The sequence below is a fragment of the Photobacterium sp. genome (assembly GCF_033720175.1).
In the GTDB taxonomy this organism is placed as follows: domain Bacteria; phylum Pseudomonadota; class Gammaproteobacteria; order Enterobacterales; family Vibrionaceae; genus Photobacterium.
This window is the reverse complement of the sequence record NZ_JAWWDA010000018.1, coordinates 1-12,616: the sequence shown is the minus strand read 5'-3', so window position 1 is coordinate 12,616 and position 12,616 is coordinate 1. Positions and strand designations below refer to the sequence as shown.

The window sequence follows — 12,616 nt, the reverse complement described above, 5'->3', positions numbered from 1 at the left end:
GGATGCGTTATGTGGAAGAACGTCACCGTTTGGTGGCCTTGTTGCGACGGCAGGGAATCCAAAATGAGCAAGTGCTGAATGCAATTGAAGCCGTTCCCAGAGAACTATTCGTTGATGAGGCATTTTCCCATAAGGCTTACGAAAATAATGCCTTACCCATTGGTAGCGGGCAGACGATTTCACAGCCTTATATCGTGGCTATAATGACAGAGTTACTGGATCTCAACCCTAACTCCAGAGTCCTGGAAATTGGCACCGGCTCGGGCTATCAGACGGCAGTTCTGGCACACCTGGTTAACCATGTTTACTCCGTGGAGCGAATAAAAGCACTGCAGTGGCAGGCTAAACGTCGCTTAAAACAGCTCGATCTGCATAATATTTCGACTAAACATGGGGATGGTTGGCTGGGGTGGCATAACAAAGGGCCTTTTGATGCCATTATTGTTACCGCTGCCGCAGAAACTATTCCTGAGGAATTACTTAAGCAGCTGGCTGATGGTGGCCGGTTAGTCATTCCTGTCGGTGATGAGTATCAGGTCCTGAAACAGATCACCCGTACCGGTGATACGTTTTCTTATCAGGACATTGAAGCCGTTCGATTTGTTCCACTGGTGGCTGGGGACTTAGCGTAAAGCCATGGAAGTGCGAGTGAGCAAGAACTTATCGCACTCATTGTCAATAGCAGCCGCTTGTCTGTTGCTATTGTCTGCCTGCAGCAGTCACGTGCCAGCACCGGTTTCGAGTATCGGAAAAGATTATTCACAACTCGATCGCGGCAGTCACCGCGGCAGTTACTACGAAGTTCAAAAAGGCGATACCCTTTACTTTATTTCTTATGTAACGGGGCGGGAGGTGAAGGACATTATTGCCCAGAATAAGATGTCATTCCCTTATACCATCTTTCCCGGACAAAAACTCCAGCTATGGAAACCTAAGTATGTGGCACCGGAATATGGCCATGCCGGTACGGTTGCCGTTATTAAACCCCCAGTAAAAACAACCAATAGCGCTCCCAAGGTAAAACCAAGCCCCAAGCCGCAGAGCAAGGCTCCTGTGAAACAGATAAATTCTGAGCAAAAAATAGCCAATAAAAATGTTGATCAGGATCGCACAAAGGAGTACTCTCAAAACACAAAAAGCAACAAAGTTGTCACAAATAACACAAAGAATACCAACAAGGTGGACCAATGGGCATGGCCAAGCAAAGGTTCGGTTATCGCAACCTTTTCCAGTTCTGATAATGGGAATAAAGGTATCGATATTTCAGGCCGGCGTGGACAGTCTGTGAGTGCATCAGCCGGAGGCAAAGTTGTATATGCCGGAAATGCACTCAGGGGATATGGAAATCTTGTGATCATTAAGCATAGTGATGATTATCTCAGTGCTTATGCGCACAATGACAAGGTGTTGGTTAAAGAGCAACAGACAGTAAAAGCCGGGCAGAAGATTGCTTCGATGGGAAGCTCGGGAACTAGCAGTGTCCGTCTGCACTTTGAAATTCGTTATAAAGGCAAATCCGTGGATCCTCTGAGGTATTTGCCGAAAAAGTAAAAATGAGATAATGAAGTTGTATGTCTTGCCTAGTATTGCTAACTCGCCATCTGGGAGGCGCTATGAGTAGAAGCAACACAGCCGCTAATATCGAAACTTTTAATTTTGATGAAGATATCGATTCAGACACCCCTGCTGTGGTTATAAAATCTGAGTCTGTAGAAGATATTAGCAACGAAGATGTCGATATTTCAAAATATGGGGCGACGAAAAAAGCCCTTGATGCAACGCAGCTCTACCTCGGAGAAATTGGCTTTTCTCCCCTGTTGACAGCCGAAGAAGAAGTGCTGTATGCCCGCCGGGCATTACGAGGGGACGAAGTCGCACGTAAGCGCATGATTGAAAGTAACTTGCGTCTGGTGGTCAAAATTTCCCGTCGTTACAGTAATCGTGGTCTGGCTTTACTGGATTTAGTTGAAGAAGGAAATCTGGGGCTGATCCGAGCCGTAGAAAAGTTCGATCCCGAGCGAGGCTTCCGATTCTCAACCTATGCGACCTGGTGGATCCGCCAAACCATTGAACGCGCGATCATGAACCAGACCCGCACCATCCGTTTGCCTATTCATGTTGTCAAAGAGCTCAATGTGTACCTCCGAACTGCCCGTGAGCTGGCGCAGAAACTGGATCATGAGCCGACAGCCGAAGATATCGCTTTTCAGCTGGAGAAGCCGGTTGATGACGTTAACCGAATGCTGCGTTTGAATGAACGTGTCAGCTCGGTGGATAACCCTATTGGCGGCGATTCAGAAAAAGCATTATTGGATATTATCCCTGATGAGAAAGGCGGTAGCCCTGAAACATCGACGCAGGATGATGATATCAAAACCTCGATTATCAACTGGTTGCAAGAGCTGAATCCTAAGCAGCGAGAAGTGTTAGCTCGCCGCTTTGGGCTGCTGGGCTATGAAGCTTCGACCCTGGAAGATGTTGGCCGTGAGATAGGCTTAACCCGCGAACGTGTTCGCCAGATCCAGGTCGAAGGTTTACGTCGTTTACGTGACATGCTGACCCATCAGGGTTTAAATATTGAATCGCTCTTTAATCAGGAGTTGTAATTCAACCACAATAGTAGCGGATTAAAAAAGGACGCCGGGGCGTCCTTTTTCTATGGCGGAATCGAGTGCCTAGGATCTAGGGTCACTTTACTCGCTTCTTATCCCGGGCTTATAACAATGCTTTCAGGCGATACAGCTCATCTAGCGCCTGACGCGGTGTCATTTCATCAGGGTTCAAGTTGGCTAATGCTTCTTCCGCTTCACTTGGTTCGGGGATCAGCGTCAGCTGATTTTCCTCTTTCGGTACGGCTGATGGCGAGCTTACCGCTTGCTGATGACCACTCGCTTCCAGTTGCTGCAACTTCACTTTTGCCCGCTTGATCACCGATTTGGGTACTCCGGCTAAACTCGCGACGGCTAATCCGTAGGATTTGCTGGCCGCGCCTTCCTGAACGGCATGCATAAAGGCTATCTCATCACCATGCTCAACGGCATCTAAATGGACGTTGGCCAGCCCTGAAAGCAGTGAGGGTAGTTCCGTCAGCTCAAAGTAATGGGTGGCAAACAGCGTCATGGCGGCAATTTTTTCTGCCAGCCATTCAGCACTGGCCCACGCCAGAGATAAGCCGTCATAAGTGCTGGTGCCGCGGCCTATTTCATCCATTAATACCAGGCTGCTGGGGGTTGCATTATGCAGGATGTTGGCGGTCTCGGTCATTTCGACCATAAAGGTCGAACGGCCGGAGGCCAGATCGTCCGACGCACCAATACGGGTAAAGATACGATCTAACGGACCAATCTTCACCGCTTCAGCAGGCACAAACGAGCCCACATGGGCCATCAATGCAATGAGTGCCGTCTGGCGCATGTAAGTGGATTTACCCCCCATGTTCGGGCCGGTAATGATCAACATCCGGCGATCCTGATGCAGTGAGATAGGATTCGCGATAAACGGTTCTTTAAGCACCTGCTCAACCACCGGGTGGCGGCCTGCGGTAATTTCAATGCCCGTTTCTGTCATCAACTGCGGGCGGCAGTAATTGAGGGTATCGGCACGTTCGGCCAGGTTAGTCAGTACATCCAGTTCCGACAGGGCATTGGCTGCGTTTTGCAGTTGCTCCAGATGTGGCAGCAACAGATCAAACAGCTCCTCCCACAGCTTTTTCTCTTGTGCTAAGGCTTTCGATTTAGAGTTGAGTACCTTATCTTCGTGCTCTTTCAGCTCAGGGATAATATAACGTTCGGCATTCTTCAGCGTCTGGCGGCGAACATAATGACTTGGCACCCGGTGGCTTTGGCCACGGCTCACCTGAATGAAAAAGCCATGAACCTGATTAAAGCCGACTTTCAGGCTGTCAATATCGTGATGCTCACGCTCGCGCGCCTCCAGATCGTCGAGATACTTGGTTGCGCCGTCAGCCAGATCGCGCCATTCATCGAGCTCGGCATTATAGCCCGGAGCCAACACGCCGCCGTCTCGGATGATAACCGGAGGATTTTCGATGATGGCACGTTCCAGCAGCCCGCACAGCTCATCCATGGGGGCGGCAAACTGGGCTAATTCACCGATCCGGGGCTGGTCAATTTCAGTCAATAGATCGGCCAGTTCCGGCAGATGCTGAAGCGCGGTACGCATACGGGCCAAATCGCGAGGGCGTGCAGAACGCAGTGCCAGGCGAGCCAGAATACGTTCCAGATCGCCCATATGGCGTAGCACGCCCGCGACATCGGCAAACATCCCGCTATCTTTAAATTCGGCAATGGCATCGAGGCGGTTGTTGAGCTGCTGAGGATCGCGGATTGGCTGGTGCAGCCAGCGTTTTAACAGGCGGCTGCCCATCGGGGTAGCGGTATGATCGAGTACCGAAGCCAATGTATTGTCAAATCCCCCCGCCAGATTTTGGGTCAGCTCCAGATTGCGACGGGTTGCCGCATCCAGGATCACGGCATGATCTTTGCGATCTAAGGTGATCGCGCGAATATGAGGAAGCGCGGTGCGCTGGGTGTCTTTAACATACTGCAGCAGGCAGCCGGCAGCACAGAGACCGCGTTCAGCCGGCTCGACGCCAAAACCGACTAAGTCACGGGTACCAAATTGCATGGTCAGCTGTTGGCGCGCGGTAGCGAGGTCAAATTCCCACACCGGGCGACGGCGCGTGCCTTTTATCGGCTCAACGATTTGTGGTCGGGCAAAGTCTTCCGGGTAGAGCAACTCGGCAGGGCTGGTGCGTTGTAGCTCTGCCTGCATGGCTTCTTCTGTATCCGGCTCTGAAAGCATAAAGCGGCCGGAGGTGATATCCAGGGTGGCGTAGCCAAAGCCCTGACTGTTGTGGTAAATCGCGGCAATCAGGTTATCCCGGCGTTCATTTAATAACGCTTCATCACTGACCGTACCAGGCGTAACAATACGGACTACCTGACGTTCAACCGGCCCTTTGCTGGTTGCCGGATCGCCGATTTGCTCACAAATCGCGACAGAAACGCCTTGCTGAACCAGTTTTGCCAGATATCCTTCAACAGCATGGTAAGGCACACCGGCCATCGGAATTGGCTGGCCGTTGGAGGAGCCGCGCTTTGTCAGAGAAATATCGAGTAATTGAGAGGCTTGCTTAGCATCATCAAAAAATAGTTCGTAGAAATCGCCCATACGATAGAACAACAGAATATCAGGGTTTTCAGCCTTAATTCGTAAAAATTGCTGCATCATTGGAGTGTGTGTCTCTAAACCTTTCACTGTCACGATATTGCCTGCTGTTGGTGCCGGATTAACCTGCTGTTGATGCTGGGTCAAAAATTGCCGGGTTAAATTCTGATAGCTAAGGATACGTGAATCGGGCAGGGTGGCAAAGTAGCAATCGAGATATGAATCGCGAGTGGCGAGGTTCAAGTTTCTCGATTCTGGTTTCTGGTCTCTCTATACTCGATTCTATTGTTAGAAAAAGGGAAGCGATATATGGAAAAAATACAGCAGCTTGCTGAGCGTTTGGGCGAAGCGTTAGAACGCAGAGGTTGGGTTGCGACAACGGCTGAATCATGTACCGGTGGTGGCGTGTCGACCGCCATCACCGATATTGCCGGCAGCTCAGGCTGGTTTGATCGCGCTTTTGTCACCTATAGCAATGAAGCCAAACAGCAAATGCTAGGAGTTCAGGGTGAAACACTGGCTGAACATGGGGCCGTCAGCGAGGCCGTGGTCAGGGAAATGGCCACTGGGGCACTGAACAATTCTAATGCCACGATCAGTGTGGCGATCAGCGGTATTGCCGGTCCTGGCGGCGGCACAGAAACCAAACCGGTAGGGACGGTCTGTTTCGCCTGGGCGGACAGTACCGGTTGGTTGCAGCTTGAGACCTGTTTGTTTGACGGCGATCGCAATGCCGTTAGGCAGCAAGCGATTGAAAAATCCTTATCTGGCATGCTGCAGCGTTTACAGGCTCTGGGCTAAGCAAATCTCCGGGTGAGCGGGGTACAGACAGCAAGAGAAAAAATTTTCATACAGTGCTAGACACTGTATGAATAGACAGTATACTAACCGACATAAGTTTACTTCAGTATTTAATTTAAGCATCCGTTGGAGAGTCGAATGAACGACAACAAACAGAAGGCTCTTGCCGCAGCGTTAGGCCAGATTGAAAAGCAGTTCGGTAAAGGCTCCATCATGAAGTTGGGCGATAACCGTACGATGGATATCGATACGATTTCAACTGGCTCCCTGTCGCTGGATATCGCGCTGGGTGCTGGCGGTTTGCCAATGGGTCGCGTAGTTGAAATTTACGGTCCAGAATCATCGGGTAAAACGACATTAACGCTGGAAACCATTGCGTCTGCGCAACGAGCAGGCAAGACCTGTGCATTCATCGATGCTGAACACGCTCTAGACCCAATCTATGCTCAAAAGCTGGGGGTTGATATCGACCAGCTCTTGGTTTCTCAGCCAGATACTGGTGAGCAAGCTTTAGAAATCGTTGATGCCCTAGCTCGCTCAGGTGCTGTCGATGTGATTGTGGTCGATTCCGTTGCTGCTCTAACGCCAAAAGCAGAAATTGAAGGTGAGATGGGCGATTCGCACATGGGCTTGCAAGCGAGAATGCTATCCCAAGCCATGCGTAAGCTCACGGGTAGCTTAAAGACCTCAAATTGCATGTGTATTTTCATCAACCAAATCCGAATGAAGATCGGTGTGATGTTTGGTAACCCTGAAACCACCACAGGCGGTAATGCCCTGAAATTCTATGCTTCTGTACGTCTGGATATTCGCCGTACCGGCGCGATTAAAGATGGCGATGAAGTGGTCGGTAATGAAACTCGCATCAAAGTGGTTAAGAATAAAATTGCGGCGCCGTTTAAGCAGGCTGAGACACAAATTCTTTACGGCCAAGGCTTCAACCGCAATGGCGAGCTGATTGATTTAGGTGTGAAGCACAAGCTGGTAGAAAAAGCCGGTGCCTGGTACAGCTATAAAGGCAATAAGATTGGCCAGGGTAAAGCAAACTCATGCAAGCACCTGGTTGAAAACCCGGCAATTGCAGAAGAAATCGATAAACTGTTGCGCGAGATGTTATTAGCACCGGCAACATTGGAATCTGCTGACAGCAAAAAAGAAGAGACCGCAGAAGAAAAAGAAGCATTTTAATTACCTAGAGTAGCCGCTGCATCAGCATGCGATGAATGTGAAAAGAATTTAAAAACGGGCTTTGTACTAGGTACAAGGCCCGTTTTTTCCGTTGGAGAATAGTCTGCATGAGAAATAAAACGAATAAGCAATCAGCCCAAGAGGCGGCGGTTGGTTACCTGTCACGCAGGGATCATGCCGAAACTGAATTACGCCGTAAATTGACAACCCGCGGTTTTGAGGCTCAGGAAATAGATCTGGCGATCAGCCATTGTCAGGAATATGGCTGGCTTAACGATACCCGGTATGCCGCCATGATGGTGCGTAACGGTGTTGCCAAAGGCTGGGGTGCATTGCGGATCAAACAAGAAATGAAAATGAAGGGGGTCGGGGAAGATATCGTCAATCATGCTATTGATGAGTCCGATATTGACTGGTACGAACACGGTAAAGAGGTCGCGCAGCGAAAATTTGGTGAAACGGTCATCGATTCTCCGAAAGAAAAAGCACGTCGATTTCGTTTTTTGCAGTATCGCGGCTTCGATTTTGACCAAATCAACTATGCTTTGGCTGCCACAGACGAGTAATTTTCCTTAATTCGTAACATAACATTTCCTGTATTCGCTGTGGTTGTTTTACAATGGCCGCCAAAAAATTTATCTTAGTCCGATACAGTCGCGTAAATGCGATTTTTCTGGTTTCTATAAAAGCATCTATTCAGGATTTCCCAATGTACATGAGCACTGATGAGATTCGCCGTGCGTTTCTAGCGTTTTTTGAGAGCAAAGGCCACCAAATCGTGGAAAGCTCTTCTCTTGTACCTGCGAACGACCCAACACTGTTGTTCACCAATGCAGGTATGAACCAATTTAAAGATACTTTTCTGGGGCTTGAAAAGCGCAGCTACACTCGAGCGACGACAGCTCAGCGCTGTGTACGTGCCGGTGGTAAGCACAATGACCTTGAGAATGTAGGTTTTACTGCCCGCCACCATACTTTTTTTGAAATGCTGGGTAACTTCAGTTTTGGTGATTATTTCAAGCAAGATGCCATTAAGTATGCTTGGGAGTTCTTAACGGAAGAGCTAAAGTTGCCTCAGGATCGCCTGTTGGTAACCATTTACGAAACTGATGACGAAGCGTTTGAGATCTGGAATAAACAAATGGGTATTCCAGCCGATCGAATTGTCCGTATCGGCGACAATAAAGGGGCACCGTACGCGTCAGATAACTTCTGGCAAATGGGCGATACGGGACCATGTGGTCCTTGTACTGAAATCTTCTATGATCATGGTGAACATATTTGGGGTGGCCGTCCAGGCACTCCTGAAGAAGATGGTGACCGTTTCATCGAGATCTGGAACAACGTATTCATGCAGTTCAACCGTCAGGCTGACGGCACGATGGAGCCGCTTCCAAAGCCTTCTGTTGATACGGGTATGGGTATCGAGCGTATTGCTGCAATTATGCAGGGCGTCCACTCGAACTACGAGATCGACATCTTCCAGACCCTGATTAAAAAATCGGCTGAAGTGATTGGTTATGAGGATCTGTCTAACCAATCTCTTCGCGTGGTTGCTGACCACATCCGTTCTTGCGCATACCTGATTGTTGATGGTGTTATGCCGTCAAATGAAGGCCGTGGTTACGTTCTGCGTCGTATCATTCGCCGTGCGGTACGTCACGGTAATAAGCTGGGCGCTAACGGCGCCTTCTTCTACAAGCTGGTGGGTCCATTAGCTGAAATCATGGGCACTGCCGGTGAAGAGCTGAAGAAGCAGCAAGCGATTGTTGAAAAAGTACTGAAAATTGAAGAAGAAAACTTTGGTCGCACACTTGACCGTGGTTTGACAATCTTGAATGACGCTTTAGATAGTTTAAGCGGCAAAGAGCTTGATGGTGAAACGGTGTTTAAACTGTATGACACCTACGGTTTTCCGGCAGATTTAACCAACGATGTCGCTCGTGAGCGTGGCTTTACGATCGATGAAAATGGCTTTAACGATGCGATGGAAGCTCAGCGCCAGCGCGCGCGTGAAGCGGGACAGTTTGGTGTCGATTACAATACCGCAATCAAAGTTGATGTTGAAACTGAGTTCTGTGGTTACAACGCCACCGAAGCCCAAGCCTGCGTTATTGCGATTTACCGTGACGGTGAAGCTGTTGACAGTATTAATGCCGGTGATGACGCACTGATTATACTCGATAACACACCATTCTACGCCGAGGCTGGTGGTCAGTGTGGTGATGCTGGTGTTATGACGGCTGAAGGCACACAGTTTAACGTCGCTGACACCCAGAAATTTGGTACAGCGATTGGTCATAAAGGTGCAATGGTTGAAGGTGCCCTGAAGGTTGGCGATAAGCTAACGGCGCACGTTGACGCGCAGCGCCGTATGGCGATTAGCCTGAACCACTCAGCGACGCACTTGATGCACGCAGCACTGCGTAACCTCCTTGGTGAGCATGTTGCTCAGAAAGGTTCTCTGGTGAAGCCGGAATCATTGCGTTTCGATTTCTCAAATCTTGAAGCGGTAACGCCTGCGCAGTTGCGTGAGATTGAACGCGTGGTGAACGAACAAATTCGGATGAACCACCGTATTGATACCAACATCATGGATATCGAATCGGCGAAACAGAAAGGCGCCATGGCCCTGTTTGGCGAAAAGTATGATGATGAAGTACGCGTACTGAGCATGGGCGATTTCTCGACCGAGCTTTGTGGTGGTATTCACGCGAAGAATACCGGCGATATTGGCCTGTTCAAGATCACTTCTGAAGGTGGTATTGCGGCAGGTATCCGCCGTATTGAAGCAGTCACTGGCGCGGCGGCAATTGATGCTCTGCATGCGCAAGAAGCATTGCTTTCTGAAACGGCTGGCTTAGTGAAGTCAGACGTGTCATCCGTCGTAACCAAAGTGAGCGCGCTGGTTACGCATAGCAAGCAACTGGAAAAAGAAATTCAGCAACTGAAAGATAAACTGGCTGCGCAAGAAAGTGCAGACATTATCAATCAGGCGCAAGAGATCAACGGCGTAAAAGTACTGATCTCTAAATTGGACGGTGCCGACAACAAAGCACTACGAGGCATGGTTGATGATCTAAAGAACCAGCTCGGTAGCGGTATTGTTGTATTGGGCAACGTCAGTGGCGACAAAGTTGGTTTAATCGCAGGCGTCACCAAAGACCTGATCGGCAAAGTAAAAGCCGGTGAGCTTGTCAACATGGTAGCCCAGCAAGTAGGTGGTAAAGGTGGCGGTCGTCCGGACATGGCACAGGCAGGTGGTACTGATGCAAGTGCTCTTCCTGCTGCGCTAGAGTCAGCACAGACATGGATCGCTGAGCGCCTGTAAGGCGCCCTTTAGCAATATGTATGGTAACGGGGTATTAGCCCCAGGACGGTGAAGTAAAGTGACGCAGAACGCGTGTAAGTCGCTGATAGTGCAAAAGTTTGGTGGAACATCAGTTGGATCGATAGAACGTATCCAAGCTGTGGCCGAACGAGTCATTGAAGCCAAAGAAGAAGGCAAGCAACTGGTTGTGGTTGTTTCTGCCATGTCTGGCGAGACTAATCGTCTCCTAGGCCTTGCACAGCAGATCGATGCTGTGCCTGCAGAGCGAGAACTTGACGTTCTCATGTCAGTGGGTGAACAAGTCTCAATGGCTTTGCTCGCAATGATGTTGAATAAAATGGGTCATAGTGCGGTATCGTTGACCGGTTGGCAGGCAGGAATAAAAACTGACAGTCAATATAATGATGCGAACATTATCCATATTGATCCTAGTCATATTCAACAATTGCTTGAGCAAGACCAGATTGTGATAGTCGCTGGCTTTCAAGGCATTACTGATGAAGGGGATATAACAACCCTAGGCCGCGGAGGTTCGGATACCACGGCTGTTGCACTGGCAGGCGCTTTAAACGCCGATGAGTGTCAGATCTTTACCGACGTGGATGGCGTATATACATGCGATCCGCGTTTAGTACCGCAAGCTCGTCGCCTGGATGTCGTTCATTTCGATGATATGACATCAATGGCGCGAAACGGTGCGAAAGTGCTACAATTACAGTCAGTTGAATATGCAAGACAGCATGGTGTTCCACTCAGGGTACTTTCTTCGTTTGAAGAAGGGGAGGGAACACTGGTAAGTTTCGAGTCCTCTGCTGCATCTGATGTCGTGGGGATAGCGCTGAAAAATCAGCAGACGCTGCTTGATGTTGATATGCCAATCTCTGAATTACAGGAACAGCTTAACCTGTTCGGTATGCAGTGCTGGTGTAAGGCGGTTACTGCGGATTTAACACAAATCGTTACAGCAAATGAAGATTTGGCGCGCCTAAAACTCGTGCTGGATAAAAAGATGCACCAGGTGGCAGCCGTTTCTACCTTATCGGTAGTCGGCGATAACGTGCAGGACAAAGTTGATCATGTTTGTACTGTACTCGCGGAAGCTGGCGTTCTGGTTCATCAGAAAAAACGATCTGCTCATTGTCTTTCTCTGTTGATAAATGAGGGTGATCATCAATTAGCTGTAGATGTGGTCCACAAAAGGTTTGTGGTTGAGCCAGAAAGTCTGGATAATCGACCACTTCTCGCTGTTTCTTGAGCAGTGACCATTTACGGGCTTATTAAAACGGGCTCGTAAATATTGTTGGATAATAAACGTTAAATTCTTATAAAATCGAGATAACTCAAGGAGCACACGAATGCTAATTTTGACTCGTCGCGTAGGTGAGACGCTAATGATTGGTGACGAAGTAACTGTCACCGTACTAGGCGTTAAAGGTAATCAGGTTCGCATTGGTGTTAATGCACCGAAAGAAGTATCTGTTCACCGTGAAGAAATCTATATGCGAATTCAAGCGGAAAAAGAAGCTGGTACTCAAGGTTCTGGTAACTACTAATAAAGAAAGGTCGGCTATTCTCGCTGGCCTTTTTTGTGTCTGAAGAAATCCAGTAACCCTCCATCCTCCAATCCTGATTTACTGAAAATACGCCAGATATTTCGGTAGTTACGTTGGTTTAGTTGTCGTATTGACTATTAAGTATCCATGCGTGCTGCGATTGTCGTTTTTGGGCAATAAAGTATTTGACTTATTTTGGCTTGGCAGTAATATGACCCCCCGCAAGACGGTGAGGTGGCCGAGAGGCTGAAGGCGCTCCCCTGCTAAGGGAGTATACGGTTTATCCCGTATCGAGGGTTCGAATCCCTCCTTCACCGCCATTCCTTGTTAAGGATTGCGGAAACAGTTTTACAGTGCGCGCGTAGCTCAGCTGGATAGAGTACCTGGCTACGAACCAGGCGGTCGGAGGTTCGAATCCTCCCGCGCGCACCATCATTTAAAAGCAATGAGATGTTTTTGACAGCTTGTTGTTGTAAACCAAATTTATTGTGCGCGCGTAGCTCAGCTGGATAGAGTACCTGGCTACGAACCAGGCGGTCGGAGGTTCGAATCC

General features: G+C 49.0%; 10 protein-coding genes and 2 tRNA genes. 11 read left to right on the top strand and 1 reads right to left on the bottom strand.

Features of this window, described 5'->3' with window-relative positions; translation table 11 throughout:
• Positions 1 to 2: 2 nt before the first annotated feature.
• From R3289_RS17340 to rpoS, 3 genes are all read left to right on the top strand, one after another.
• A complete protein-coding gene (locus R3289_RS17340; protein WP_318926945.1) occupies positions 3 to 632 on the top strand; it encodes a protein-L-isoaspartate(D-aspartate) O-methyltransferase in 630 nt (209 codons plus the stop codon).
• Between the two features lie 4 nt (positions 633 to 636).
• On the top strand, positions 637 to 1,551 hold the full coding sequence (locus R3289_RS17335) for a peptidoglycan DD-metalloendopeptidase family protein (protein WP_413466719.1): 915 nt from the start codon (positions 637 to 639) through the stop codon (positions 1,549 to 1,551).
• Between the two features lie 62 nt (positions 1,552 to 1,613).
• The gene (gene rpoS, locus R3289_RS17330) at positions 1,614 to 2,606 is read left to right on the top strand and encodes an RNA polymerase sigma factor RpoS (protein ID WP_318926943.1); all 993 of its coding nucleotides are present in this window, start codon (positions 1,614 to 1,616) and stop codon (positions 2,604 to 2,606) included.
• 109 nt (positions 2,607 to 2,715) lie between these two features.
• Here the strand turns inward: rpoS and mutS are convergent, their stop codons facing one another.
• On the bottom strand, positions 2,716 to 5,253 hold the full coding sequence (mutS, locus tag R3289_RS17325) for a DNA mismatch repair protein MutS (RefSeq protein WP_413466720.1): 2,538 nt from the start codon (positions 5,251 to 5,253) through the stop codon (positions 2,716 to 2,718).
• 246 nt (positions 5,254 to 5,499) lie between these two features.
• Here mutS and pncC point away from each other — a divergent pair, with 246 nt between their 5' ends.
• The 8 genes from pncC (at position 5,500) to R3289_RS17285 (ending at position 12,495) form a co-directional block, all read left to right on the top strand.
• Positions 5,500 to 5,991, top strand: coding sequence for a nicotinamide-nucleotide amidase (pncC, locus tag R3289_RS17320; protein WP_318926942.1), 492 nt, complete (start codon positions 5,500 to 5,502; stop codon positions 5,989 to 5,991).
• Positions 5,992 to 6,129: 138 nt separating this feature from the next.
• Entirely contained in the window at positions 6,130 to 7,179 is a 1,050-nt protein-coding gene (recA, locus tag R3289_RS17315; protein WP_318926941.1) for a recombinase RecA, read from the top strand.
• Positions 7,180 to 7,286: 107 nt separating this feature from the next.
• Positions 7,287 to 7,745, top strand: a complete 459-nt coding sequence (gene recX / locus R3289_RS17310; RefSeq protein WP_318926940.1) for a recombination regulator RecX — start codon at positions 7,287 to 7,289, stop codon at positions 7,743 to 7,745.
• 53 nt (positions 7,746 to 7,798) lie between these two features.
• On the top strand, positions 7,799 to 10,510 hold the full coding sequence (gene alaS, locus R3289_RS17305; protein ID WP_413466718.1) for an alanine--tRNA ligase: 2,712 nt from the start codon (positions 7,799 to 7,801) through the stop codon (positions 10,508 to 10,510).
• A gap of 58 nt (positions 10,511 to 10,568) precedes the next feature.
• The gene (locus R3289_RS17300; RefSeq protein ID WP_318926938.1) at positions 10,569 to 11,765 is read left to right on the top strand and encodes an aspartate kinase; all 1,197 of its coding nucleotides are present in this window, start codon (positions 10,569 to 10,571) and stop codon (positions 11,763 to 11,765) included.
• A 100-nt stretch (positions 11,766 to 11,865) separates the two neighbouring features.
• On the top strand, positions 11,866 to 12,063 hold the full coding sequence (gene csrA, locus R3289_RS17295) for a carbon storage regulator CsrA (RefSeq protein WP_107283806.1): 198 nt from the start codon (positions 11,866 to 11,868) through the stop codon (positions 12,061 to 12,063).
• A gap of 228 nt (positions 12,064 to 12,291) precedes the next feature.
• A tRNA-Ser gene (locus tag R3289_RS17290) sits at positions 12,292 to 12,383 on the top strand.
• A gap of 35 nt (positions 12,384 to 12,418) precedes the next feature.
• A tRNA-Arg gene (locus tag R3289_RS17285) sits at positions 12,419 to 12,495 on the top strand.
• Positions 12,496 to 12,616 lie beyond the last annotated feature (121 nt).

Excerpts from the sequence above, each read along its gene's own strand:
- R3289_RS17340 (WP_318926945.1), top strand. The coding sequence starts at position 3 with ATGCGTTATGTGGAAGAACGTCACCGTTTGGTGGCCTTGTTGCGACGG.
- R3289_RS17335 (WP_413466719.1), top strand. The coding sequence starts at position 637 with ATGGAAGTGCGAGTGAGCAAGAACTTATCGCACTCATTGTCAATAGCA.
- rpoS (WP_318926943.1), top strand. The coding sequence starts at position 1,614 with ATGAGTAGAAGCAACACAGCCGCTAATATCGAAACTTTTAATTTTGAT.
- mutS (WP_413466720.1), bottom strand. The coding sequence starts at position 5,253 with ATGATGCAGCAATTTTTACGAATTAAGGCTGAAAACCCTGATATTCTG.
- pncC (WP_318926942.1), top strand. The coding sequence starts at position 5,500 with ATGGAAAAAATACAGCAGCTTGCTGAGCGTTTGGGCGAAGCGTTAGAA.
- recA (WP_318926941.1), top strand. The coding sequence starts at position 6,130 with ATGAACGACAACAAACAGAAGGCTCTTGCCGCAGCGTTAGGCCAGATT.
- recX (WP_318926940.1), top strand. The coding sequence starts at position 7,287 with ATGAGAAATAAAACGAATAAGCAATCAGCCCAAGAGGCGGCGGTTGGT.
- alaS (WP_413466718.1), top strand. The coding sequence starts at position 7,799 with ATGGCCGCCAAAAAATTTATCTTAGTCCGATACAGTCGCGTAAATGCG.
- csrA (WP_107283806.1), top strand. The coding sequence starts at position 11,866 with ATGCTAATTTTGACTCGTCGCGTAGGTGAGACGCTAATGATTGGTGAC.